The sequence below is a fragment of the Kurthia huakuii LAM0618 genome (genome assembly GCF_000505545.1).
Taxonomy (GTDB): domain Bacteria; phylum Bacillota; class Bacilli; order Bacillales_A; family Planococcaceae; genus Kurthia; species Kurthia huakuii.
The window spans coordinates 12,576-37,913 of the sequence record NZ_AYTB01000015.1 but is presented as its reverse complement, the minus strand read 5'-3'; the positions used below and the strand labels follow the sequence as shown (position 1 = coordinate 37,913).

General features: G+C 42.9%; 19 protein-coding genes, 1 pseudogene and 2 riboswitches. Of the genes and pseudogenes, 16 read left to right on the top strand and 4 right to left on the bottom strand.

All coding sequences use genetic code 11. The annotated features are described in order from the left end of the window. The first annotated feature begins 8 nt into the window (after positions 1-8). From V514_RS0111910 to V514_RS0111880, 7 genes are all read left to right on the top strand, one after another. Positions 9-461, top strand: a complete 453-nt coding sequence (locus tag V514_RS0111910) for an Asp23/Gls24 family envelope stress response protein (protein WP_029500161.1) — start codon at positions 9-11, stop codon at positions 459-461. Between the two features lie 103 nt (positions 462-564). Next, positions 565-1,479, top strand: a complete 915-nt coding sequence (locus V514_RS0111905; protein ID WP_029500160.1) for an NADP-dependent oxidoreductase — start codon at positions 565-567, stop codon at positions 1,477-1,479. Positions 1,480-1,589: 110 nt separating this feature from the next. Further along, positions 1,590-2,909 carry a Na+/H+ antiporter NhaC family protein gene (locus V514_RS0111900; protein ID WP_029500159.1) on the top strand — a complete coding sequence of 440 codons (1,320 nt, stop codon included), beginning with the start codon at positions 1,590-1,592 and terminating at the stop codon, positions 2,907-2,909. Between the two features lie 53 nt (positions 2,910-2,962). After that, entirely contained in the window at positions 2,963-3,148 is a 186-nt protein-coding gene (locus V514_RS0111895; RefSeq protein ID WP_029500158.1) for a hypothetical protein, read from the top strand. 119 nt (positions 3,149-3,267) lie between these two features. After that, positions 3,268-4,044, top strand: a complete 777-nt coding sequence (locus tag V514_RS19180; RefSeq protein WP_029500157.1) for a pirin family protein — start codon at positions 3,268-3,270, stop codon at positions 4,042-4,044. A 26-nt stretch (positions 4,045-4,070) separates the two neighbouring features. After that, positions 4,071-4,249: riboswitch (cobalamin riboswitch) on the top strand. A 90-nt stretch (positions 4,250-4,339) separates the two neighbouring features. Beyond that, positions 4,340-5,401: a nicotinate-nucleotide--dimethylbenzimidazole phosphoribosyltransferase gene (gene cobT, locus V514_RS0111885; RefSeq protein ID WP_029500156.1), complete on the top strand. Its 1,062-nt coding sequence runs from the start codon at positions 4,340-4,342 to the stop codon at positions 5,399-5,401. A gap of 312 nt (positions 5,402-5,713) precedes the next feature. Then, complete coding sequence (locus V514_RS0111880; RefSeq protein WP_029500155.1) at positions 5,714-11,419, top strand: SpaA isopeptide-forming pilin-related protein; 5,706 nt, start codon at positions 5,714-5,716, stop codon at positions 11,417-11,419. Between the two features lie 76 nt (positions 11,420-11,495). Here V514_RS0111880 and V514_RS0111875 read toward each other — a convergent pair whose 3' ends face one another. From V514_RS0111875 to V514_RS0111865, 3 genes are all read right to left on the bottom strand, one after another. Beyond that, the gene (locus V514_RS0111875; RefSeq protein ID WP_029500154.1) at positions 11,496-11,975 is read right to left on the bottom strand and encodes a DUF1641 domain-containing protein; all 480 of its coding nucleotides are present in this window, start codon (positions 11,973-11,975) and stop codon (positions 11,496-11,498) included. Then, the gene (gene fdhF / locus V514_RS0111870) at positions 11,950-14,916 is read right to left on the bottom strand and encodes a formate dehydrogenase subunit alpha (protein WP_029500153.1); all 2,967 of its coding nucleotides are present in this window, start codon (positions 14,914-14,916) and stop codon (positions 11,950-11,952) included. Before fdhF ends, V514_RS0111875 begins: the two co-directional genes overlap by 26 nt. Positions 14,917-15,022: 106 nt before the next feature. Beyond that, positions 15,023-16,438 carry an amidohydrolase gene (locus tag V514_RS0111865; RefSeq protein WP_029500152.1) on the bottom strand — a complete coding sequence of 472 codons (1,416 nt, stop codon included), beginning with the start codon at positions 16,436-16,438 and terminating at the stop codon, positions 15,023-15,025. A gap of 149 nt (positions 16,439-16,587) precedes the next feature. After that, a riboswitch (cobalamin riboswitch) is annotated at positions 16,588-16,753 on the top strand. An 80-nt stretch (positions 16,754-16,833) separates the two neighbouring features. Here V514_RS0111865 and V514_RS0111860 point away from each other — a divergent pair. Continuing rightward, the gene (locus V514_RS0111860; RefSeq protein WP_029500151.1) at positions 16,834-17,646 is read left to right on the top strand and encodes a class I SAM-dependent methyltransferase; all 813 of its coding nucleotides are present in this window, start codon (positions 16,834-16,836) and stop codon (positions 17,644-17,646) included. A gap of 186 nt (positions 17,647-17,832) precedes the next feature. Continuing rightward, positions 17,833-18,306: a hypothetical protein gene (locus tag V514_RS0111855; RefSeq protein WP_029500150.1), complete on the top strand. Its 474-nt coding sequence runs from the start codon at positions 17,833-17,835 to the stop codon at positions 18,304-18,306. Positions 18,307-18,455: 149 nt separating this feature from the next. On the opposite strand, the gene rsgA is transcribed toward V514_RS0111855, so the two are convergent. After that, positions 18,456-19,544 carry a ribosome small subunit-dependent GTPase A gene (gene rsgA / locus V514_RS0111850; protein ID WP_029500149.1) on the bottom strand — a complete coding sequence of 363 codons (1,089 nt, stop codon included), beginning with the start codon at positions 19,542-19,544 and terminating at the stop codon, positions 18,456-18,458. A gap of 305 nt (positions 19,545-19,849) precedes the next feature. On the opposite strand from rsgA, the gene V514_RS0111845 reads away from it, so the two are divergent. The 7 genes and pseudogenes from V514_RS0111845 to V514_RS0111815 all read left to right on the top strand — a co-directional run bounded on the left by V514_RS0111845 (position 19,850) and on the right by V514_RS0111815 (position 25,327). Next, complete coding sequence (locus tag V514_RS0111845; RefSeq protein ID WP_029500148.1) at positions 19,850-20,467, top strand: TetR/AcrR family transcriptional regulator; 618 nt, start codon at positions 19,850-19,852, stop codon at positions 20,465-20,467. A 52-nt stretch (positions 20,468-20,519) separates the two neighbouring features. Next, positions 20,520-21,662, top strand: coding sequence for an acyl-CoA dehydrogenase family protein (locus tag V514_RS0111840; RefSeq protein ID WP_029500147.1), 1,143 nt, complete (start codon positions 20,520-20,522; stop codon positions 21,660-21,662). Positions 21,663-21,732: 70 nt separating this feature from the next. Continuing rightward, positions 21,733-21,867, top strand: a pseudogene (locus tag V514_RS20920) (hypothetical protein); the annotation flags it as partial. Between the two features lie 190 nt (positions 21,868-22,057). Next, a complete protein-coding gene (locus tag V514_RS0111830) occupies positions 22,058-23,413 on the top strand; it encodes an acetyl-CoA carboxylase biotin carboxylase subunit (protein WP_029500146.1) in 1,356 nt (451 codons plus the stop codon). Positions 23,414-23,429: 16 nt separating this feature from the next. Then, positions 23,430-23,636, top strand: coding sequence for an acetyl-CoA carboxylase biotin carboxyl carrier protein subunit (locus tag V514_RS0111825; protein WP_029500145.1), 207 nt, complete (start codon positions 23,430-23,432; stop codon positions 23,634-23,636). Between the two features lie 12 nt (positions 23,637-23,648). Further along, positions 23,649-24,554 carry a hydroxymethylglutaryl-CoA lyase gene (locus tag V514_RS0111820; RefSeq protein WP_029500144.1) on the top strand — a complete coding sequence of 302 codons (906 nt, stop codon included), beginning with the start codon at positions 23,649-23,651 and terminating at the stop codon, positions 24,552-24,554. Beyond that, a complete protein-coding gene (locus V514_RS0111815) occupies positions 24,551-25,327 on the top strand; it encodes an enoyl-CoA hydratase (protein WP_029500143.1) in 777 nt (258 codons plus the stop codon). The genes V514_RS0111820 and V514_RS0111815 overlap by 4 nt, the downstream gene beginning before the upstream one ends. Positions 25,328-25,338: the final 11 nt, after the last annotated feature.

The following is a 25,338-nucleotide window of genomic DNA, read 5'->3' as shown; positions in this document are numbered from 1 at the left end:
CGAGATATATGGTAAATAACAACTCACGTTTAGAAAAAAACTATAACGATCAAACAGGTGTCAATGCGGTTGAACAAGAAAATGAACCAAAATTTGTAAATTCACTGACGTTTGATGATGCGGTTATTGGGAAAATTTCAGGTCTTGCAGCACGTGAAGTGAAAGGGATTTTGGATATGAAAGGCGGCTTTACTTCTCGTTTTGGTAGTGAAAGTGTCACAAAAGGTGTGTCAGTAGATGTTGGAGAAAAGCAAGCGATTGTCGATCTAAAAGTTATTTTAGAATATGGCCAAAGCGCACCAGCAATCTTTGACAAAGTCACACGCTTAGTAATTGACCAAGTGCGTCATATGACAGGTTTAGACGTAGTAGAAGTAAATATGCACGTCAGTGATGTTATGAGTGAGAAGGAATATATGCAACAAAAAACAAAAGATTCAACGAATACGGATTTGAAATAGGAAAAATGGAGTCGCAAGAAGCGGCTCCATTTTTTAATTTGTAAAAAAGAGCTATTGCTTAATCTTTTTAAATTAGGCAAAAGTACAGTATGGAGGTGTTCGCGTGAAATCAATCGGATTTGAACAATACGGGGAGTCAACGGTGCTACACGAGCGCGATATCGCTCGTCCTATTCCAAAAGAACAACAGCTAGTAATCGAAACATTATTTGCAGCTGTCAATGTCTATGATGTCGAAGTACGACGTGGTGATTTTGCGGCTAGTCCATTAGAAAAATGGTATGTGCCTGGTAATGAAGTGGTTGGCAAAATTGTTGAGAAGGGGCGTGCGGTGGAAGCCTTTTCTGTAGGGGATATTGTCATCGCAAAAACGGCACGCGGTGGCTACGCTGAATATGTTGCGGCTAATCAGAGTCATGTGTTTTTAAAGCCAGCGCATATGAGCAACGAACAGGCAGCGAGTTTTTCACATACGGCTGTGACCGCTTATTGGGCATTACATGGCTTTGCGAAGGCACAGCGCGGTGAAACGGTGGCGATTCTTGGTGCATCGGGCAGCGTTGGTAGCTTTGCGATTCAGCTCGCTAAAGCGAACGGCTTGCATGTGATTGCAGTAGCAAGTGCTAAAAACGAAGCGTATGTCCGCGACTTAGGAGCCGATGATTTCGTCGATTATCGGAAAATCGATGCGACATTTGATTTGACCGCAGATATTGTCCTTGATGCGTCGCTACTTGGAAAGGGTGGTGCTGCTGGCGTTCGCTATGCGAAAGATGGTGCGCGTTTCATTGGTTTGACGGGTTTACCAGAACAAACGAGGCCTCTTCAGTGGATAGATGGCCAGCGCACAAAAGACATGACCGATAAAGAAGCGATGACCGCACTAGAACATATACCGCTTCGTCTGCGCACGCCAGTGATTTTACCGTTTACGGCAGCCGGTGCAAGGGAAGCACATGACATGCTCATGGCAGGTACGCATGATGGCAAGGTGTTACTGCGCGTGCGCGAATCCTAAATATTGTATGAATTATGACTTAATTTGCAACAAACACACAGAAGGCATTGCACAAGTGGCGAAACATCAGTAAACTTACGTCAGAAAAATGCAAGAAAGCTGTGTGAGGAATGGAATTTATCGTTTTTGGATTATTTGCATGTAGCTTATTGCTTTGTGTCGCATTCGAGCAATCGATTTTGTGGGCACTCGCATTTGGTTACTTGCTCTTTTTTATGTATGGCTTGAAAAAAGGACACGCTGTGCGCGAGATGATGCACTTTTCATGGGACGGCATTCGCCAAATTAAAGGCATGTTGTTTATTTTTGTGCTGATTGGCATGATGACCGGGATTTGGCGCGCTGCCGGGACGATTCCGATGATTATTGATGTAGCAACAGGTTTCCTTGTGCCATCGATTTTTATTATCGTCGTCTTTTTACTCAATTGCTTGGTGTCAGTGTTAACCGGTACGGCATTTGGTACCGTTGCAACAGTTGGCGTTATTTGTATGACGATTGGCAATGTCATGGGTGAAAATCCGCTATTTGTGGCAGGCGCCATTTTATCCGGTATTTATTTTGGGGATCGCTGCTCGCCAATGTCTACGAGTGCGCTACTTGTTTGTGAATTGACGCATATGAAATTGTTTGAGCATATTCGTCAAATGATTAAAACAGCGGCGATTCCGTTTGCGATAACGAGCATCATTTATATTATTTTAGGCTTTATTCATACGCCAGACAAAGTAGTGAATCATGTGACCGATATTTTCGCAGATAGCTTCGTATTAAACGGTTATACGCTCATTCCGGCGGCACTTATTTTTGTGTTGCTTCTATTGAAAATGAAAATTAAGCCAACGATGTTTATTAGCATTGTTTCTGGCATTGTCATTTGCGCAGTCGTACAGCAGATGTCGATGGCAGAAATTGCTTCGACGCTTTGGGGTGGCTATGTGGCAGACAATATGCAGCTTGGTGCGATGCTTGACGGGGGCGGCATTGTGTCGATGGTCAATGTCATTGCGATTGTCTGTTTATCGTCATCGTACTTCGGTATTTTTAACGGCACGAATATGCTAGAAAGTGTCCAGCATAGCGTCGAGCTTTTAGCCGATAAAACGACGAATTTCTTTACCGGTACCGTCGTGTCGATTGTGGCGATTATGATTTCGTGCAATCAAACGCTTGCGGTCATGTTGACGTATCAGTTAAATAAAGACATTTATGACGATGATAAAAAAACAGCGAGTATGCTTGCAGATACAGCTATCGTTATTCCGCCACTCATTCCGTGGTCGATTGCGTGCGCTGTACCACTTGCGGCGATTGATGCGCCGGTTGCGAGCATTTTCTTTGCGAGTTATTTATATTTATTGCCATTAGCGGGCATTATTCGTTCGTTTTATATGAAGCGACAGACTGCTACAGCACTGAAGCCGTTATAAATTGTTTGTCATTGCGCATATTTTTAGTACAATGGAAATGATGAGGTGACAACATGAAAAATAAGAAATTTTTAAATTCACTCGGCTTAATTATGGTCATTATTTTTGGCGGTAATTTTGTTGTAAATTATTTCCGTTATGATAAAGTCGTGATTCCTGAACTTATCGGCGGCATAATCGGTATCGTCCTATTATTAATTGGCGGCGTTGTTATTAAAAGCGGTGCGCCGAAGAAATAACATCACCCAAGAACACGCTCTGTGCGGGTTCTTGGTTTTTTTTGTTCAATTGTTTGCTTATTGATTGTTTCTTGGCTATGATAATGTCAACAAATTCCTATACAAAAAGGAGAAAATGAATGAAAATTTTTAGAAGTAAGGATTCATTTGATCAAGTCGGACAGATGATTCAATTTCGTGCACAATGGCCTGGCATTGCAGGTGGCGATGTCGAAAAAGAAGATTATGCTTTTGGTCCACTGCAATCATTTGATCATGCGGTGATTCGTAAGGGAACGGTCATTAAAATGCATGAGCATAAAAATGACGAGATTATTAGTTATCTCGTTCGCGGAGAGTTTGTCCATGAAGATTCACATGGCTCGTATGAAACGATTCGTGAAAATCGTTATATGTTAATGAGCGCAGGAGAGAGCTTTTTCCATCAAGAAGGAACGCCTAATATGGACGTAGAAATGCTGCAAATTTTTGTGCGCCCTCGCGAAGTTGATTTAGCACCAGCAGTCCATTTTGCTGACTATGAGCCACAGGATGATTTTCGCTTAATTGCAGCGCCAGCCAATGCACCGCTTGTCATTCGCCAAAATGTTTACCTTTATGATTTATATGGGAAAGCCGGCGAAAGCTATACACTTCCAACGTATGAAGATTATGCGACATGTCTTTATGTTTTTGATGGGGCTGTATTGATAAATGGTGAAACATTGATGAAGCGTGACGGTGCAACGGGGCATGATTTAATAGAGCTAACATTAACGGAAGATAGTGTCGTGCTTGTCTTTTTAGTTGATTTACAAGCACCGATGACGAAAGAGGGGCCATTTAGTGGGCGCAATCGTCCAACCGAAAAAATTGTTAGCCGCATGTGGGCTGATGTACAAAAGGATATTGACTGATTATTCAAATTACGATACAGTAAGTGTAACTACATAAAGCATTAGGTGCTCTAGCAATAGAGAGAATAGGGAATAAAGTGCAAAACTTTAGCGGTCCCGCCACTGTAACAGCGAATCGTATGTCGATAAACCACTGAATTTTCGGGAAGGTGTGCATACGGTCATGACCTGAAGCCAGGAGACCTGCCTAACGCTGTACACGTACGTATAGACGATGGAAAAGTCTGTAGTTTATTTGCGATGCAAATAAGCTACAGGCTTTTTGTTTTGTGTAGACAATGAGGAGGAAAAAAACATGTCATTATTACAACAAACAATTGAGCAAATTACAGCAACGAATCAGGCGAGCTACGATGAAGCGGAGCACTATATCGACTCGCTCGCAAAACCACCGAAAAGTTTAGGAAAGCTAGAACGCATTGCAGCAAAAATGGCTGCGATGAACGATGGCACATTTCCTGAAATTCAAAAAAAAGCAGTTATCGTTTGTGCTGGCGACCACGGGGTTTATGATGAGGGCGTGACGACAAATCCGCAAGATGTCACGGTTTTCCAAACGTTAGGCTTCCCGAAAGGAACGACTGGCGTATGTGCCATCGCAAAATCCGTTGGTGCGGCAGTTGTACCAGTCGATGTTGGCGTATTAGAAGATTTACCGGCTGATGCGGGTATAATTTTGAAAAAAGTAAAGTATGGCACTAATAATATGGCGAAAGGTCCTGCGATGAGCCGAGAAGAAGCGATTCGTTCGATTGAAGTCGGTATTGAAGTAGCGAACGAGCAAATTCAACAAGGTGTGAATTTGTTAGCAACGGGTGAGATGGGCATTGCAAACACGACGCCAAGTGCGGCCATTTTGTCGGTGTTAGAAGGCTGTGATCCACTTGATGTGACAGGCTTTGGGGCTGGCGTTGGAGCTGGTGGTATTGCCTATAAAGCGGACGTCATTCGTAAGGCGATTGTGTTAAATGAGCCAAATAAAGATGATGCCATCGATGTGTTGGCAAAAGTCGGTGGTTTAGAAATTGGTGCGATGGCAGGTGTCACATTAGCTGCAGCTGCGCATCGTGTACCAATCGTTGTTGATGGTTATATCTCAACGGTCGCTGCGTTGATTGCAGCTGAATTAAATCCTCATGTGAAAGATTATGTGCTTGCTTCTCATGCATCGGAAGAGCCTGGTGCTAAAATTGCGGCAGCACGTTTAGGAATCGAACCAATGCTACATATGAATATGCGTTTAGGTGAAGGTTCAGGTGCAGTACTCGCATTTCCGATTATTGAAGCGGCATTATCAATGGCAACGAATATGGTGACATTAGAGCAAGCAGCGGCAATTATTCAACCGAATAAATAGTATATAGGCAAAAAGCCTCGCGTGAAGCGAGGCTTTTTTTATTCTCAAAATACCTAGTGCATGAATAAATCACTGGATTTTTTATACATTATTCTTTTTTAAATTTTCTGACTTATTACATATTTATGCTATTTTAACTAAGTTATTGAACTCAAATTTGCTATTTTATGTTTCGACTAAAAAATATGAGGAAAATATGACTATACGGGGAAAGATATCTTGATAAAATGCGAATAAAATAACTATTTTTCGCTTTTTCTTGATGTTTTTTTCATATTTTTCCACCAAAAATAATAGAAAGGAGTAAGGCCAATGAAGAAAACGCTAGTAGAGAGATTTGCGATTATGCTCGCAGCTACATTTGTCTTCGTATCACCGGCGATGAATTCAATAGCTGTCGCAGAAGGTAACGCAACAGATAGTGGACAGTCTACAGTTACAAGTCAAGAGCCTAGCGCACAACCAAAAGCTTCGGAAGATACTGGGCAGACAGAAGATCAACCTGCAACTCAGACTCCCGATTCTAAAGGAACAAATGATTCACCAGGTAGTAGCACACAGCAACAACCAGCTACACAAGCACCACCTGCATCGAATGATTCTTCAACAAAAGATGACGGCCAAAAAGGGAATCCTGAACAGCCACGCGCACCAACGACAGGGGAAAATAACAACCAGGGAAATCCACAAACAACGAAATCAAATTTAGCGATTACGAAATATGAAACGGGTACAAATAAACCGTTAGCAGGTGCGACATTTAATGTTAAAGCACAGGATGGTAGTTTCAATGCGAATGTAACAACGCAAAATCCGGGCTTTGTAAATGTGAATGGTTTAATTGTCGGTAAAACGTATATCATTACTGAAATAGATGCGCCGCCGGGGTATAAGCTGAATTCAACCCCGAAAACGCATACGCTTTATCAAAGCCACAACCGAATTGCTTTTTATAATGAAAAATTGGCTCCTGTTGAAGAAAAAACAACGTTAACGATTACGAAGTTAGCAACAGGAACAAACAAAAAGTTAGCAGGTGCCGCATTTAGCGTTAAAGCACAAGATGGTAGCGGTACGGTTAAAACAGGGGTTACAAATGCTTCTGGTGTCGTCACTTTTTCTGACTTGATTGTCGGCAAACAATATACCGTGACAGAAACGAGCGCACCAGAAGGGTACACCTTACTCGATGCTCAGAAAACGATTACAGCGGGTACCGAAAAATATGTCACATTTTTCAATAGTCCAAAGGCGCCTCCTCCAACAGAAAAAGGAAGTGTGACAGTCTACAAAAAAGATAAAGATACCGGCGAGTTACTTGCAGGTGCGACATTTGCGCTGAAAGAGCAGGGCGTTGTGAAACAGACATTAACGACAGGGCCAAGTGGAACGGCGACATTTAGCGATTTAGATGTCAAAGGCAAGTATACCGTGGAAGAAATAAAAGCACCGGAAGGTTATGAAGCCGTAACAGGTGCACAATCGGTGAGTTTCTATAAAGATCACACCGTGTCACTCGTGTTCTTTAATAAGAAAACACACACACCTCCACAAGGTAAACATAGCATTACCATTTATAAAAAAGATGCAGCTGATAAAAAGACACCATTGTCAGGTGCTCAGTTTGTCGTAAAATTAGGTGATCAAGTAGTTGACTCGAAAGTTACGGGCTCAAATGGTGTTGTTCAATTTACTGGACTAGCAGCTGGTGAATATACGGTTGTTGAAACGAAAGCGCCAGACGGTTATAAAGCCTTAACGGCGAGTCAAACAGTAAAAGTTGGCGGTAAAGACTCGAATAAACATGTTGTATTTTACAATGAAAAAGAAAAACCAGCAAAAACAGGCGAATTAACGATTATTAAAAAAGACCAGGAATCAAAAGCATTGTTACCAGGTGCTGAGTTTAAAGTAACAAATAAAGCAACGGGTGAAGTCGTGGGCTCAGGCATTACAAATGCTGACGGCGCGCTCGTTATTGGCAACTTACCGGTTGATACAACGTATATTGTTGAAGAAACGGTTGCGCCAGCAGGCTATGAAAAAGTAACGCAAACGCAAACCATTACAATTGATGCTGATAAACACAAAGTAAAAGGGAAAGATAAGTGTGAAGCTTCGCTCGTATTCTTTAATAAAAAGAACACGCATGATAAAAAAGGTAGCGTGGCTTTAAAGAAAATTGATAAGGATACAGGGAAAGCATTAAAAGGTGCCACATTCGTGTTACTTGATAAAGATGGTAAACAAGTGGGCGAAGGAACAACGAATAACGAAGGCTATATCGAAGTGAATAATTTGGCACCGGGAACGTACTACTTCAAAGAAACGGTTGCACCACCGGGCTATAAACTGATTGATGATAAATTTAAAGTGACGGTGAGCGATCGAAAAGGAGACGACCGACACAAGCAGAATTTTGTCGTCGTAAAAAATGAATTTGTGAAAAATGGTTTTGGTGTCGTGAAATTAATGAAAGTCGACAAAGAGACACAAGAACCATTAACAGGCGTTCAATTTAAACTATATGATGCCGATCACAAACCAGTATCAGATACAGTGTATACAACGCAAAAGGGTGTTATTATGGTCACAGGTTTAACACTTGGCGCGACGTATTACTTCCAAGAAGTGAAAGCGTTAGATGGTTATGAACCAAATGCTGGATTCCAAAAAGTAGTGGCAGGTATTCATTCAGCATGGGGTAGTGTCAAAGTTGAAAATGAAAAAACAACACCAAAAGTAGGGTCTGTACGTTTAACGAAAACAGATGCCAATGATGGTAAAGTGTTGGCAGGCGTTAAATTTAACATCGTCAATGCGAATACAAATGAATTTATTACAGTAGAAACCAATGAATGGGGACAAATTAACCAAGGTGACCTACCAATGGGTGACTACTACATTCAAGAAGTAGAAGCATTGCCAGGTTATGAATTGAACGCAACAAAATTATACTTCAGCCTTCCAAATGATAAGGCAACGAGTGAAGATGATCGTTACTATCCAAAATTAGCATTAACGAATACACCAATTTCTACACCAACATTATATGACGCACAGCTACTAAAAGTTGATAAATACGATAAAAAGAAAGTGTTAGCAGGCGCAGTGTTTGGTGTTTACAAAGCGGGTAGCAATGAACCGGTAACAAAAATTACGACCGGAGCAAATGGTATCGCCACAGTCACAGGTTTAGAAGCGGGTAGCTACTACTTTAAGGAGTTAGTAGCACCAACAGGTTATGATAAAAATAATCAAGCGTATCCATTTACTGTTGGCGATAAAGAAAAAGGGAGTAACCATCATTCGAAAATCGTCATAGAAAATAAAAAATCGACAGTGGAAGAAAAATATGGTTCAGCATCGATTCGTAAAGTCGATGATCATAAACCACTGCAAGGGGCCGTATTCCAGTTATACAGAGATGGACAAAAAGTAGGCGAACCAGTCGTGACAAATGACAATGGTGTCGCAACCGTCACGAAATTAGCATACGGTGACTACTACTTTATTGAAATCGCTGCGCCAGAAGGCTACAAATTGGATTCAACACCAATTAAATTTACGATTTCAAAAGAGCATAAGAACTTTACGACGGTCTTTAAAAATGACAAAGTAAATCCAGAACCAGAAAAATCAAAAGCGATGATTAAGAAAGTGGATGAACACGGAAAACCACTTGCGGGTGCGGTATTCCACTTATTCACGAAAGACGGAGCCTATGTAGGCCAAGCAACATCCGGTGCGGATGGATATGCGACAGTTGACCATGTTCAAGTGGGCGACTACTACTTCAAAGAAATGAGCGCTCCGGCAGGTTATGAAGCAGATTTAACAAAACTTTATCCAGTCGAAGTGACGAAACATGGCGGTAAAGTGAAAGTCGATGCCGTTAATAAATTCATTCCGGCTAAGACAGGTAGCGCAACATTAATTAAAGTAGATGAAAATGGTCATCCATTAGCTGGCGCAGTATTCCAGTTATACAAAGATGATAAGCCATATGGCGCGGCGATGACGACAGGTACAGATGGTGTCGTACTCGTGAAAGATTTACCATACGGTGCTTACTACTTTAAAGAAGTCACAGCTCCAGCAGGCTATGTTTTAAATGATGCGCCAATTAAATTTATGCTGAATGCAGAACATGCGACATTCCAGCGTGAAGTGATGAATAAAAAAGTTGTCACACCACCAGAGCTTGGTAGCGCAACATTATTGAAAGTGGATAGTGTTACGAAAAAACCATTAGCGAATGCAACGTTTGAGCTGTACAAAGATGGCGTGCTGTATGGTAAATACACGTCAGACTCATCAGGTTATGTGACGGCGCATAGCTTACCACTTGGTAGTAACTACTACTTCAAGGAAATTAGTGCACCGAGCGGGTACAACTTAAGTAGCGAAATGCCAAGCTTTAAATTAACAAAAGAGCATCCATCATTCCGCTATGAATTTAACAACAAGAAAACAATTATTGTTCCGCCAATCCTAAAAGGAAACGTCGTATTAACGAAAATGGATGCGGATACGAAAAAGGGATTGCCAGGAGCTGTATTTGAACTACGCAACGCACAAAATGTCGTTGTCAAAACAGGTTTAACGACGGATGCTACAGGTAAAATTGTTGTCACAGATTTTGAGCGTGGTAACTATAGCTTCGTCGAAACAAAAGCACCAACAGGTTATAAACTGAATGCAGACCCTGTATCATTCACCGTAAAAACGGGCGAGACGGCTTATGTCTCAAAAACGAATAAACTTGATACGGGTAGTGTTGTGCTGACGAAAACGGATAAAAAATCTGGTCATGCATTAGCAGGCGCAACATTCAACGTAGTCGATGCATCAGGCAAGACGGTTAAAGAAGGTTTAACAACGAATGCAGCGGGTCAAATTATGATTGAACAATTAGCACCGGGTGCCTATAGCTTCGTCGAAACGAAAGCGCCAGTAGGTTATAAACTTGATGCTACACCAGTTGCATTTACGATTTCAGCGAATCAATCAGCTGCTGTACACGTAACGAAAACGAATGAGTTAGAACGCGGTAGTGTAGTTCTAACGAAAGTCGATGAAGATACGAAGATAGCGTTAGCAGGTGCAATCTTTAAACTGCAAGATAGTGGTGGCAATGTCGTGAAATCAGACCTTGTGACAAACGCAGCGGGTCAAATTGCTGTTAGCGATTTAGAGCCGGGTGACTACTACTTCGTTGAAACGAAAGCACCAGCGGGCTACAAACTAGATGCGACGCCTGTAAAAGTAACCATTGCTAAAGGCTCGCACAGCATGAATTATGTAACAAAAACAAATAAAATGCACACGGGTACAGTCATGCTGACAAAGGTAGACGGTAAAACAGGAGCCGCATTAGCAGGCGTTGTCTTTAACTTAAAACGCAGCGACGGCACGATGCTTCAGCAAAGTCTTGTAACAGATGAAAATGGTCAAATTACCGTTAGTAACTTGAAACCAGGAGACTATACTTTTGTCGAAACGAAAGCATTGAAAGGCTATATTTTAACGAAAACACCAATGAAATTTACGATTGTAGAGGATGCAGCATATCCGGTATTAATTTCATTTATCAACTGGAAAGCATATGAGGCACCGCCGGAAGAACCGGGAACACCGGGAACACCAGGAACACCGGGAACACCGGGTACACCGGGAACACCAGGTACACCGGGAACACCAGGTACACCGGGAACTCCGGGTACACCAGGAACTCCGGGTACGCCAAGTACTCCAGGAACGCCAACTACGATAACTGGAAGCAATACACCAAATAATGCAGCACCACCAGCCGTGAGAACAACAACGACGTATACAAATCAACCCCAAGCATCTGGCGCTACAACAACTGCCGGTACAACATCTTCAGGTACAAATGAAGGCATGAAGAGCGCATTACCACAAACAGGTGTAGGCTATGCGACAACTGCTGCGGCAGGTATCGCGATTATGTTATTAGCATGGTGGTTAATCCGTCGCTCACGCCGAGCACATTAAGTTAACAGAGGGCGGTAAGTAATCATAAGCACGATAAAAAGCAGGAATTGCGTACTAGGCGCAATTCCTGCTTTTGTTATTTCTTGTTTACTACACGACCAACGCTTTTCAATAGCACGAGCATAAAGGCAGCGGCTTGCCAAACGTCAGGATTTTTCGCTAATTTGAGTACATGTAAGACTGGATTACGTTTTTTTTGTCGTTCCGCAATACGTTCTTCTTGCTGTACTTTTAAGTTGTGCACAACAGCTTTTGTTTGCTCGCCATCAATTAAAGCGCCAACACTAGCGAGTGCTTGAACGAGTAACACTAAATTTTGCGCTGGCTGCTTTTGCAGTTGATCGATGACAACATGTGATACGTCAGTACGGGATTTTAACAAGCTATCAACAGCATCTAAGCTTCCCGAATGGTCTAGTTGCTGTACGATCGAGAGTATTTTTTTTAAGGCTTGTTCATTTTGTGCGAGCTCATGTACGAGGCTCGTCATTTTTGCTTCTTCCATTTGTTGTGCTGTTGGTTGTTGTAATTCAATCGTGTGAATCGGCTTTGCCATGTTCCATTCCTCCCTCATCCGTTAACGGCTCATAATCATTGCGCCGCCATTTGCGTTCAACCTCGACGCCCATTTTGGGATAGCGTTTACGATTTCGCTGATTATTTTTAGGTAGCGGATTGGCGCGTTTTTCATCGAGCACTTCCATGCGCACTTTTGTTTGTTTAAAAGCAGGTGTATTTGTAAATTCATCGAACCCCGCACCGGTTAACATATTAACGGCATGTTCATTGTTGCGCGTATGCATCGGCAAAAACAGCTCATTTTGTTGCACACGTGATGTTACAAGTGCCGGTACTTTTATGCTGCCAAATGGCGAGATGAGGCGTACCATTGTGCCGTTTTCAACACGGCGTTCTTGCGCAAGTTCTGGCGATATTTCGACAAATGTGACCGGTAGTCGACTATTTAAACCGGCCAATTTCCGCGTCATATTTCCTTCATGAAATTGTTCGAGTAAACGCCCGTTATTTAACTGCAAGTCATATTGAACGTCATAGCTTATAGGTTTTACCCAGTCATGAATGACAAGGCGCGCTTTTTTGTCAGGGAAGTTAAAACCATCTGTATAAAGCAGTGGTGTACTCGCCCCGTCATTACTTCCCCAGAAAAAATAGCCCCAATCTTTTAAACCCTCGTAATTGGCTTGTGCAAATAGTGGTGTGAGCGACGCCATTTCTGCAAAAATTTCACTCGGATGGGTATAATGCCAATCACCGCCAAGTGCGTTTGCTAATTGTTGCGTAATCCACCAATCGTGTTTCGCATTTCCTTTTTCAGGAAGCGCTTGATACAAACGCTGGACGCGGCGCTCCGTGTTTGTAAAAGTTCCTTCTTTTTCAAGCGATGGCACACCTGGTAAAATGACGTCCGCATAACTAGCCGTTTTAGAAAAGGTAATATCTTGGACGATTAGAAATGGCAAGTCACTTAATAATTGCTGTGCTTGATTTAAATTTGAGTCGACGAGCGCCACTTCTTCACCGACAACATAAAGCGCTTGGATCGTACCTTCGCCGATAGCATCCATCATTTGAATATGATTGAGTCCAGGCTTTGCTGCAATATCGACACCATAGGCTTTTGAGAATTTTGCACGGGCTGCGTCATCCATTATTTTTTGATAACCAGGAAAATGATTAGGCAATGTGCCCATATCAGATGCCCCTTGTACGTTGTTATGCCCGCGAAGTGGATACGCACCCGCTCCGTGACGGCGATAATTTCCGGTAATGAGCAGCAAGTTTGAAATCGCTGCACTCGCCATACTACCGCCGATATTTTGCGTAATGCCCATGCCCCATAAAATACACGTGCCATCTGCTTCGTGAATCATACGCGCTGTGTCGATTAATTGCGCTTGCGGTATGCCTGTCACCTCTTCGACATACGCTAATGTGTACGGAGCAAGGCTTGCATAATAGGCGTCAAAATGGTTAACATTCTCAGCGATAAAAGCTTTATCATGCCAATTTTGATCAATTATATATTTTGTGACACCCATGAGCCATGCTTGGTCGGTTCCTTGTTTTGGATGTAAGTAAAGGTCGGCACGTTCAGCCATTTCATTTTTTCGCAAATCGGCGACAATTAATTTTTGACCAAAAAATTTCTGTGCACGTTTGACACGAGAGGCGAGGACCGGATGTGCTTCGGCAGAATTGGCTCCGATGATTAGGACGAGACTAGCCGAGGCAATATCATCAATCGTCCCAGCGTCACCACCCATGCCTACTGTGCGGAACAGCCCTTCTGTTGCGGGCGTTTGACAATAGCGAGAGCAGTTATCGATATTGTTTGTGCCGAGCATTTGACGTGCAAATTTTTGCAACACGTAGTTTTCTTCATTTGTAATTTTCGACGATGAGATGACGCCGATTGCATCGTTGCCAAATGTCTCTTTTGTGCGTTTCAATCCTTCTGCCGCAAAAGCAATCGCTTCTTCCCAGCTTGCTTCCATAAATTTATCGCCGCGACGAATAAGAGGCGTCGTTAAGCGACCGTCATCATTGACAAAATCATAGCCAAATTTCCCTTTTACACATGTTGAAATATGATTGACGGGACCATGCTTCGGTTCGATTTTTAAAATTTTGCGTTCCTTCGTCCACACTTCAAATGAGCAACCAACGCCGCAAAATGTACAGACGGTTTTCGTGCGTTTAATTTGATGTTTTCGCATGCGCGACTCCATATCAGATAACGCAAAAATTAAACTATAAGGTGGTTCAACATCTTTGACGACATCGATCATTTTATTTAACAGTGGACGTTCCATTCCCGTTAAATAGCCCGCTTCGCCAATCATTGATTTTTCTTGTAGTGCATTACAAGGGCAGACGGTCACACATTGCCCACAGCCGACACAAGAGGAATCATTAATTTTCACACCGTCATCCCAAATGACAAGTGGCCGACTGCGCTCCCAATCGATTGATAGTGTCTCATTCACTTGCACCGTTTGACAGGCCTCGACACATTGCCCGCAAGCAATACATTGATTTGGGTCATAACGATAAAACGGATGCGAATTATCGACTACACGCCCGTCTATTTTTGGCTCAAATGGATATGCTTGCTCTTCCATGCCCATTAATTCGACCGTATTATGCAGCTTGCAATTGCCATTATTATTTTCACAAACTGTGCAATATAGCTCGTGATTGCGCAACAGGCGGTTCATCGCTTCATTCCGCGCCGCTTCTGCCGCCTCAGATGTTAACTGAATCGTCATGCCTGCTTCGATGAGCGTTGAGCACGTCCGCATCAACTTGCCGTTGATCTCGGCAATGCACGTATCACATGTTTGCGGTGTACTAAGCGGTGGCGTGTAACACACTTGTGGATGCGCAAGCGCTAAATCATTTAATGTATCGACAATCATTTTACCAGCCACGACGTCATACGGTTTGCCATCTACTACAATTTGAATCTTTTCCAATAGGAATCCCCCCTCAAAAAGTGGTATGATTTTCAATTCCCGTTAAAATAACGCCATAAACGGTACAAAAAAACAGGTAACGCCTGTTGAGCGCTACCTGTTTGATTTAAGAAACAACGGGTTTTGGTGGCTGTACATCATCGGGAATCGCTGGTTTAAATGTTATGCCAGCGCGATTGCGGTCAAATTCCTCGCGTGCTTGTTGAATAATAGTAGAGTCTGTGAAGCTATCCAGTACAGCACCTGCCATAATTTTCGCAGCGTAATGCATGCCTTTCATACCGATAGAAGAGCCGAATGATGCGGTCGCCTGCCACGTATGAAGTTGGACAGCAGACGGTGCGCATGTCGTCATAATTTGTCCCATTGGTGTAATCCATGAGATATCACCAATATCTGATGAACCGGGCATTGGCATGCGGAACATTTGTGGGATGTGTTGGAAGCCTTGTGCAAGATCCGCCGCTTCTACAAAGCCCATTTGTGCCATCGATGCTTTTGAGCCTGCTACAACAGACGGCTCAATATTTTGTTGCAACACTTCTGCAAAAGTTTGTTCTTCTGCAGTGTACGCAATGTCTGGCAACAGCTGCGCATTGGCATACATCACTTCATTGAGCGTCATATTTGGCAATGTATCGTAGCATCCTGCTTTAATTTCGACTGTGACCGATGTTTCGGTCATCATGGCAGCACCTTCTGCTACTAAATGCAGGCGACGCAATAAATCATCAACTTCTGTGCGGTTTTTGCCGCGAAGGAAGTAGAGGACGCTCGCATTGTCCGGTACGACATTGGGCGCTAAGCCACCATTGGTAATTTGATAATGAATGCGCGAGCCATCGGGCACATGTTCACGTAAATAATTGGCGCCAACATTTGTCAGTTCAACAGCATCGAGTGCACTACGCCCTAAGTGCGGGGCAGCGGCAGCATGTGCAGTACGACCATGAAAGAAAAATTCGACACTAGACAATGCTTGCATCGCTAAATTGGTCGTCATATTAAACGTACCGGGGTGCCACGTATAAACGATATCTAAATCATCAAAAACACCAGCGCGTGCCATAAATGTTTTTCCTGACAATAACTCTTCAGCAGAACAGCCGTAATAACGCAATGTTCCAGTAATATTGTGCTCGTCCATATAAGCTTTTAGCGCGATTACCGCTTCAACACCAGCTGTACCAAGTAAATTATGTCCACAGCCATGTCCTGGTGCATGTTCATCGATTGGTTGTAATGTAGGTGAGACAGCTTGTGATAAGCCAGGCAATGCATCAAACTCACCTAAAATCCCAATAATTGGCGCACCGCTACCACATTCCGCGACAAAAGCCGTTTTGATCTCACCAATATTGGCAGTCACATGAAATCCAGCGTCACGCAATGTACGTTGTTGTAAGTCAGATGCATACAGCTCACTATAGCCTAACTGTGGGTGTTCCCAAATATCTTTTGCGATGTCAGCGAACGTTGGCTCGGCTGTTGTCATCGCCTCGAATAATTGCTGTTTTGACATAAAAAACGCTCCTTTTCTTCACCGTATGATAGGATTCGATCGTATGTAGCATGATTCAGCTTACTATACCCCTTTTCACAAAAGTGATACCATCAAACTTTAGAATATTGTATGAACTTTCATCTACAACAATCGGAACAATCATGCTATGCTTATGTTATGAATTAAGTAGACGCACATGAATAGGGAAATGAGTGAAAAACTTATGCAGCCCCCGCTACTGTAATGCTGACGACTTCACAAGAACCACTGAAAGGGAAGGTGTGAACGAGAATGACGCAGAGCCAGGATACCTATTTACTTAATTGATAACAACATGCTTTTCGGTGGGAGAAGCAGGGGCTTTTTTGTTGCTCCTTTTTTCAACCAAAGACTGGCAACAAGGAGTGAACCATATGCAAGGCCCATTAAAAATGAATTTTGAAAAATTATGGCAACAAGGCATGCACGATTGGGAAGGAAAAATGCCTGAGCGCATGACCGATGATACATTAGAGGAAAAGTTTTGGCGTGAATCGATGGCACGAAAAAAGCCGAAGCAAACGGACCCACATGCCATTCCTATTTTTGAAGCAATGAAAGCGCATATCGAGCCGACAGCTTCAGTATTAGAAATTGGCCCGGGCTGGGGAAACTATACATTTCCGCTAGAGGCGCACGCGAAAACATTGAGTTGTGTCGATAGCTCAGAAAGCGTGTTAGCGTATTTAGCACACCATACGAATGCGCAACTCATTCATGGAAAGTTTGAGTCATTGCCACTAGAGGCCCATGATGTCGTCGTTGGTGTCAATTGTTTTTACCGTATGTATCATATGAATGCGACACTTTTAAAAATGAATGAACTAGCGCGAAAAAAAGCGATTATCGGTATGACAACGGGGCCAATTCAACCACATTATGAAGTACTCGACAAACAATTTGGCTATGCTGTTAAATACCCACGCCGCGATTATATTGAAATTTTAAATATGTTGTATCAACTTGGCATTTTTGCCGATTGTCAAATGTTGCCGTTAGAACGTACGTATACATATGCAACGAAGGAAGCGTTGCTAGCAGCGCAAAGTAAAAAAATATTGGACACAACGTTTGACGTAGCTCATGTCGAGCAAGCACTTGAAAACTTTATTACATACGACGGGGAGCAGTATCAATACAAACATCGCTTTTACGCGGCGATTATTTCGTGGACACCACAACATTAAAAAAACGTAGACATGTATATTTGTAAACATGTCTACGATGGTGTGCAAAATACAATAGTGTGCGAATATGCTGAACATTCTCTAAGACGTAACGGATTTTCATACGCTTTAAGCAATTTAATAGAGACTCTTACCTATTGGCTGTATAATGGGGATAATATAATAAGTAAGAGGAGCCGATTCGACATGAATCATTATGCAACGGATTATATGCGTGTTGGTGAAGCATTAAATATTGTGGAATGTCGTTTATACCAGTTGGATTATCAAATGCGACATGAATCGGATGTGCATATGGAGCAATGGCAGGAACGCCAAATGATTTATGCGTTGCTGCAAGCTGTCTATGTGCGCCTGTATGAACTGAATGAAATTGATGACGTAACGCTTGTCTGTAAACATAAGCACACCGATTTATCGGGTGCGACAGCCGTTTTAACGTTCCGCACTATGTATTTTATTAGTGATCAAGTCGTACGCCGCTATCCGAGTGATTTTGAAAAATATTGGTCATCGCGCATTACAATTGAGCAATTTACGCCATTAAGTGATGCGATTTGGCAGCAATTAAACGATGCGATGCAACAAAAAATTCAGCTTGAAGGTGAAGCGGATGTGGCACGAGAGATTGCGTTACTGCAACGTTTTTTAACTGAATAATTAATGGAGCCCTTCGCTGATTCGTGCGAAGGGTTTTTTTCATACGCAAAAAGAGACTGGGACAAAACAGTTCCTGTTCCTTTTTTAGCGTTCGCAACAAAAAACCGGAACCGCGCCACAGCGTGATTCCGGTTTTTCTTATGCTCATCTTAGAGGGTGTTGTTACACGTATGTCCCAGCCTCTTTGTATTTAGTGCTTTTTGTTGTTTTGCTATTTTTTTAAAGCGGCGTTTCTCAGCAAGTTGTTGTTGCGCGTTCGTTTTGCGCTCAATAAATGCGACTTCGCGTAGTAATTTAAAATAATTTTGTAAGCGAGCGACTTCTAATTCGCCGTGCTCAACAGCCGCAAGTACGGCACAACCAGGTTCGTTTTGATGTGTACAATCGCGAAAGCGGCATTGTTTGGCATAACGTTCAATGTCTTTAAAGCCTGTTTCTAAACTATTTTGCTCACTCCAAATGTGCAATTCGCGCATACCCGGTGTATCAATCAAGCAAGCACCACTCGGCAATTGTATGAGTTCGCGGTGAGTCGTTGTGTGGCGCCCTTTAGCATCATCTTCACGAATATGAGCGACTTTCATCGTTTCATTATGCATTAAAGCATTCGTCAATGAAGATTTTCCGGCACCGGATGAGCCGAGCAATGCCGCTGTTTTCCCGCGTGTTAAATAATGTTGTAATTTTTCGAGCCCTTCACCCGTCACAATGCTCGTCACAACATAATCTACGCCAATCGCCACGCTTTCAACTTCTTGTAGAAATGGCGTGACATCATCGCACGTATCGGATTTTGTCAAAACGACAATCGGTATAGCACCAGATTCCCACGCCGCGACAACATACCGTTCAAGGCGGCGACTATTAAAATCGGCGTTTAAGCTCATTACTAAAAAAACAATGTCAATATTAGCCGCTACCACTTGTTCTTCCACTTCGACGCCAGCTGCTTTGCGTGTAAATACGGATTTACGTTCGAGTAAGCGATGAATTAAACATTTTTCCTCGCCAGGCATTTGTTCGACAAGTACCCAATCGCCAATCGCCGGGTAATCCGTAGCATGTAATGAATGAAATGCATAGCTGCCGCTAACAGTCGCAAGCCAATTGAAATGTTCCCCTTGTACGCGGTAAGCATGTTTATGTTGTTGAACGATACGTGCAGCATGAAGCTGTTTTTTTGTATCACGTAATTGCTGTTCGAAAAATGGTGTAAAACCTAATGTTTGTAAATTCAATTGAATTTCCTCCTATTTGCATATAAAAAAACCTATGACTGAGCCGTTTGAGCACATTCATAGGTTTCATCAAACACAAAATAGGCACACTAATCGCTAGTGTATAAGTCGGTCGATGACTATAAAAGTGTGCAAAGGCTCATGAGACGATACAATCGCATTCATATTTTTCATAGTCAACACCTTCTTCCGTTTCAAAGTTACTATCTACTATACATCAAAACGTTTTTTTTAGTCAATTTTTGACAAAATAATTGCATTAAGCAGAATAATTGTGTTAAAAATAGATAAAGGGTGGTGAGGCCATGCGGAAGTTAACGGTGAAAGAACGCGTCGTCGAAGCAGCACTCGATTTATTTCAAGAAAAAGGCTATCACGGTGTCAGTGTGGAGGAACTTGTCGAACGCGCCGCAACGTCAAAGGGTGGCTTCTATCATCATTTTAAATCGAAAGGCGACTTGCTGTATGAAATTTATGATATTTTCATTTCATATGTGTTAAATGAAACAAAAAACGCGTGTGCGGAGCATCATTCAGCGATTGATCAGCTTGATACGCTGATGCGGACGTTTATGAATGTCTTTAATATTTATCAGCGTCATATTACGGTATTTTACAATGAAAGCGTTTACTTATTACCAGAGCATGAAGCATTGATTAATAAAAAGCGCACAGCTTACCGTAAACTATTAGAGCAAATTTTAACAAATGGGCAACAACAGCATGTTTTTCGGCAAGAATTATCGATTACGATTACAGCGATGTTGATTATTGGGACAGTCAATTGGACATACAAGTGGTATAAACAACATGGCGCGCTGACGATGCACGATATTACGCGATATTTTAATGATGTTATTTTGCGTGGTGTTATGACAGAGGAAGGCTATCGTGAGGCTTCAACTAAGCAGTATTTATTGTGAACCTTTGCGCCATACAGACCGACTAGTCGGTTTAAATTGAGGAGGAATGACAATGAATTTTGAGTTAACGAAAGAACAACAGATGATTCGTAATATGGTCCGTGATTTTGCCCAAGCGGAAATTGCGCCACATGCTCGTATGCTCGATGAAACACATACATTTCGCGAAGAAAGTTTCAAGCGTATCGGTGAGCTTGGCTTATTAGGCATTCCGTTCCCTGAAGAATATGGTGGCGCAGGTGGTGATACGACGTCGTATGCGCTTGCTGTTGAGGAAATCGGCCGTGCTTGTGGCGGTACAGGTTTATCGTATGCGGCGGCTGTTAGTTTAGGCGCAACACCATTTTACAATTTTGGTACCGAGGAGCAAAAACAACACTATTTAGTACCACTCGCAAAAGGTGAGACGCTTGGAGCATTTGGCTTAACAGAACCGAATGCCGGCTCTGATGCTGGTGGAACGCAAACGCGTGCAGTGCTTGATGGGGACGAGTGGGTCATTAATGGTGAAAAGCAGTGGATTACCAATGCGGAGTATTCACGCCAAATTGTTGTGACAGCGGTTACTGGTAAAAATGAACGCGGTAAAAATATTATTACGGCAATCATTGTACCAACGGACACACCGGGCGTGACCATTCGCTCAGATTATCAAAAAATGGGTGTTCGTGCCTCAAATACATGTGAAATTATTTTAGACAATGTTCGCGTCCCGCGTGAAAATGTGCTTGGCGATGAACAAAAAGGCTTCGGTCAATTTTTAAATACATTAGATGGTGGTCGTATTTCCATTGCGGCGTTGTCAGTTGGGATTGCACAATCAGCTTATGATAAAGCGTTGGCGTATTCTAAAGAACGCGTGCAGTTTGGGCAATCGATTTCAAAACTACAAGCGATTCAATTTAAATTGGCGGATATGGCAATGGAAATTGAGTTAGCACGCAATATGGTGTTAAAAGCGGCTTGGTTAAAAGACAATGACAAACCGTTCAAATTAGAAGCGGCCTATGCCAAACTATTTTCTTCTGAAATGGGCTTCCGCACATGTAATCAGGCGATCCAAATTCATGGTGGCTATGGTTACATGGCTGAATATGATGTAGAGCGTCATTTACGCGATATTAAATTAATGGAAATTGGTGAGGGAACGTCGGAAATTCAACGCGTTGTGATTGCGCGCCAACTTGGCTGTTAATCTAAAAATGAAAGAGAGGTGAATCCTACTTCTTCGATGTGAAGTAGTAGGACTCCATTTGGCTCAATTAGTGGAACAAACGATTAGCGAATTTCTTGAACAACGCGTTGCACAAGTCCCGCACAATGAAGCGCTTGTTTATACGAATCAGAATGGGCGGATGACGTATCAGCAGTTTAATACGCATGTCAAAGATGTGGCAAAAGCATTAATGGCGACAGGACTTAATAAGGGGGAGCATTTTTCGGTATGGACGACGAATGTTGCAGTCAGATTTCGCGTCATAAAATTCCACAATATATATTCTTTGTTGCCGAATTCCCGATGACCGCTTCTGGAAAAGTTCAAAAATTTAAATTACGCGAAACATTTGAAAATAGGCGAGGTGAGCAATGATGTTTCAAAAAGTATTAATTGCTAATCGTGGTGAAATCGCACGTCGAATTATTCGTACGTGCAAACGTTTAGGTATTCAAACAGTAGCTGTATATTCAACGGCAGATGCGGATAATTTACACGTACGCGATGCCGATGAACGTTATTTCATTGGTGAGTCGCCAGTAAATCAAAGTTATTTAAATATCGAGGCGATTATAGCAGCGGCAAAAGAATCAGGTGCAGAAGCCATTCATCCAGGTTATGTCTTGTTATCTGAAAATGCGCATTTTGCAACCGCAGTCGAAGCGGCAGGACTTGTTTTTATCGGTCCAACATCAGCTGTTATTGAAGCGATGGGCAGCAAATTAGAGGCGCGCAAACGGATGGAAGCTGCGGACGTACCGATTATTGAAGGGGTGAACGATGCGCTAGCAAGTGCTACTGAAGCAGCTAGAGTGGCGCAACAAATTGGCTATCCGGTCATGTTAAAAGCATCTGCAGGTGGTGGAGGTATTGGCATGCAAGTAGTTCACGACGAGGCGGAGCTATTAAAGGCGTTTGAAGGTAATCAAAAACGCGCGGCAAGTTTTTTTGGTGACGGGACGATGTTTGTCGAGAAATTTATTGCCGAGCCACATCATATCGAAGTACAAGTGCTCGCAGATAAACACGGTCATGTTATTCCGATATTTGAGCGTGAGTGCTCAATTCAGCGCCGCAACCAAAAAGTTGTTGAAGAGGCAACATCACCGTTTATTAGCGACACGACGCGTGAAAAAATGCTTGATGCGGCAGTAGCTGCAGCTTCATCAATCGGCTATACAAATGCCGGTACCATTGAATTTTTAGTAGATAAGCATGAACAATTTTACTTTTTAGAAATGAATACGCGCCTACAAGTCGAGCATCCGGTAACCGAAGAGATTTCGGGCCTTGATTTAGTGGAATGGCAGTTGAAAATCGCTGCAGGGGAGCCGTTGACGATTCAACGCAATCAGTTGAGTGTGCATGGCCATGCGATTGAAGTGCGTATTTATGCTGAAGATTCCTTGCGCTTTTTCCCGTCACCAGGGACGATTACAAAGCTTGTCTTGCCAAAACAAGAAGGTATTCGTCATGAAATTGGTGTCGAACAAGGTAGCGTCGTCACACCATTTTATGACCCGATGATTGCTAAATTAATTACGACAGGAGCCACGCGCGATGAAGCGGTTACACGGATGCAAGAGGCACTCGCAACATATGAAATTGAAGGCATTAAAACGAATATTCCAATGCTGCGTGATGTCGTAGCGCATCCGGAGTTTATCGCAGGACGCACGACAACAAGATTTGTTGAACAATATTATTTGCCGCAAGTGGCGAAAAAATAGAGAGGATGGATGAACGATGATTAAAGCAGAGATGGCAGGAACAGTTTGGAAAGTGTTAGTAAAGGAAGGCGACAGTGTAGAAGAAGGGCAAGAAGTGATGATTTTAGAATCGATGAAGATGGAAATTCCTGTTGAAGCGGAAGAAGCTGGCGTCGTAAAGCGCGTCATTGTAAACGAAGGTGATTTTATTGATGTGGATGCCGATTTAGTCGAAATCGAATAGGGGGATTTTTTAATGAAGCAACCAAACGCTGTACAACTAAAAGAAGTAGGACCGCGCGATGGGCTTCAAAATGAAAAGGCCATCGTCACTACTGCCGATAAAATTGAGCTCATTAATCGTTTAAATGATACCGGACTTGATTATATCGAAGTGTCGAGTTTTGTCCATCCGAAATGGATTCCACAACTTGCTGATGCAGTCGATGTGTTAAAAGGAATTACGCGAAAGCAGGGGGTTACTTATGCGGCGCTCGTACCGAATTTAAAAGGGCTTGAACGGTCGCTAGACGCTGATATTGATGAAGTGAGTGTGTTTATGTCGGCATCGGAGGGGCACAATAAAGAAAATATTAATAAAACGATTGCTGAAACGTTTCCGGTATTACGCGAAGTTGTCGAAGCCGCGCGTGCAGCGGGAAAAACAGTACGCGGTTACATTTCGACCGTTATCGCCTGTCCGTATGATGGCTATACAGAGCCTCGCCAAGTGAAATATGTTGCCGATCAGTTATTTGATATGGGTGTGCAAGAAATTTCGCTTGGCGATACGATTGGCGTCGCCGTTCCACCACAAGTGGAGCGCTTATTAGATGAGCTGATGAAGCACTACAAACCAGAGCAGTTAGCGATGCATTTTCATGATACGCATGGCACAGCGATTTCGAACATTGTCGCAAGCTTGCCATATGGGATTACGAAGTTTGATAGTGCGGTTGGAGGGCTTGGCGGCTGTCCATATGCAAAGGGCGCATCTGGTAACGTCGCAACAGAAGATGTGTTGTATTTATTTGATACGATGGGCATTGCAACCGGTGTCGATATGCAAAAATTGTTGCAGGCTTCGCAGTTTATGGAACAAAAAATTAAGCGGCCGCTAACATCAAAGCAAATGGCGGTATTCCGAGGTGAGCAAGCATGACACTCGTAGTGGTAGAAGTAGAAAATCATATTGCAACGATTACGTTAAATCGGCCAGAAGCAGCGAACTCTATGTCGCTGGCAATGCTTCATGAATATAAGACGGCGCTTGAAACGATTGCACATGACCGCACAATCCGCGTTGTATTACTAACTGGTGCAGGAAATAGTGTGTTTTGCGCTGGAGCGGATTTAAAAGAGCGCCAATCGATGGATGATATTCAAACACGCCAAACGGTTGCGTTAATTGGTGACATTATTCGCCAAACAGAAGCACTACCGCAACCGGTCATTGCTGTGATTAATGGTGTTGCAGTTGGCGGAGGACTTGAAATTTCATTAGCTTGTGACCTGCGCGTTGCGAGTACTTCGGCGAAAGTTGGACTCACTGAAACGGCACTTGGCATTATTCCGGGAGCTGGCGGCACGCAACGACTTGCTCGCTTGATTGGTGCAGGGAAGGCAAAGGAGCTTATTTACACAGCGCGTCGCATTTCTGCCGAAGAAGCATTGCAGTTAGGTATCATTGAACATTTATATGTACCGGAACTGCTAATGAGTGAAGCGAAGAAATTAGCCGGGGAAATGGCGAAAAATGCCCCGTTATCATTGATTCAGGCAAAAAAAGCGATTCAAGCCGGTTTGCAAACGGATCTTGCAACGGGGCTTGAAATTGAGGGACTTGCGTATGAACGGCTACTGCATAGTGAAGATAGGCTTGAAGGATTGCGCGCATTTCGAGAAAAACGTGCACCGCAGTTTAAAGGACAGTAAAGGGAGGAATT

Excerpts from the sequence above, each read along its gene's own strand:
- V514_RS0111910 (WP_029500161.1), top strand. The coding sequence starts at position 9 with ATGGTAAATAACAACTCACGTTTAGAAAAAAACTATAACGATCAAACA.
- V514_RS0111900 (WP_029500159.1), top strand. The coding sequence starts at position 1,590 with ATGGAATTTATCGTTTTTGGATTATTTGCATGTAGCTTATTGCTTTGT.
- V514_RS0111895 (WP_029500158.1), top strand. The coding sequence starts at position 2,963 with ATGAAAAATAAGAAATTTTTAAATTCACTCGGCTTAATTATGGTCATT.
- V514_RS19180 (WP_029500157.1), top strand. The coding sequence starts at position 3,268 with ATGAAAATTTTTAGAAGTAAGGATTCATTTGATCAAGTCGGACAGATG.
- cobT (WP_029500156.1), top strand. The coding sequence starts at position 4,340 with ATGTCATTATTACAACAAACAATTGAGCAAATTACAGCAACGAATCAG.
- V514_RS0111880 (WP_029500155.1), top strand. The coding sequence starts at position 5,714 with ATGAAGAAAACGCTAGTAGAGAGATTTGCGATTATGCTCGCAGCTACA.
- V514_RS0111875 (WP_029500154.1), bottom strand. The coding sequence starts at position 11,975 with ATGGCAAAGCCGATTCACACGATTGAATTACAACAACCAACAGCACAA.
- V514_RS0111865 (WP_029500152.1), bottom strand. The coding sequence starts at position 16,438 with ATGTCAAAACAGCAATTATTCGAGGCGATGACAACAGCCGAGCCAACG.
- V514_RS0111860 (WP_029500151.1), top strand. The coding sequence starts at position 16,834 with ATGCAAGGCCCATTAAAAATGAATTTTGAAAAATTATGGCAACAAGGC.
- V514_RS0111855 (WP_029500150.1), top strand. The coding sequence starts at position 17,833 with ATGAATCATTATGCAACGGATTATATGCGTGTTGGTGAAGCATTAAAT.
- V514_RS0111845 (WP_029500148.1), top strand. The coding sequence starts at position 19,850 with ATGCGGAAGTTAACGGTGAAAGAACGCGTCGTCGAAGCAGCACTCGAT.
- V514_RS0111840 (WP_029500147.1), top strand. The coding sequence starts at position 20,520 with ATGAATTTTGAGTTAACGAAAGAACAACAGATGATTCGTAATATGGTC.
- V514_RS0111830 (WP_029500146.1), top strand. The coding sequence starts at position 22,058 with ATGTTTCAAAAAGTATTAATTGCTAATCGTGGTGAAATCGCACGTCGA.
- V514_RS0111825 (WP_029500145.1), top strand. The coding sequence starts at position 23,430 with ATGATTAAAGCAGAGATGGCAGGAACAGTTTGGAAAGTGTTAGTAAAG.
- V514_RS0111820 (WP_029500144.1), top strand. The coding sequence starts at position 23,649 with ATGAAGCAACCAAACGCTGTACAACTAAAAGAAGTAGGACCGCGCGAT.
- V514_RS0111815 (WP_029500143.1), top strand. The coding sequence starts at position 24,551 with ATGACACTCGTAGTGGTAGAAGTAGAAAATCATATTGCAACGATTACG.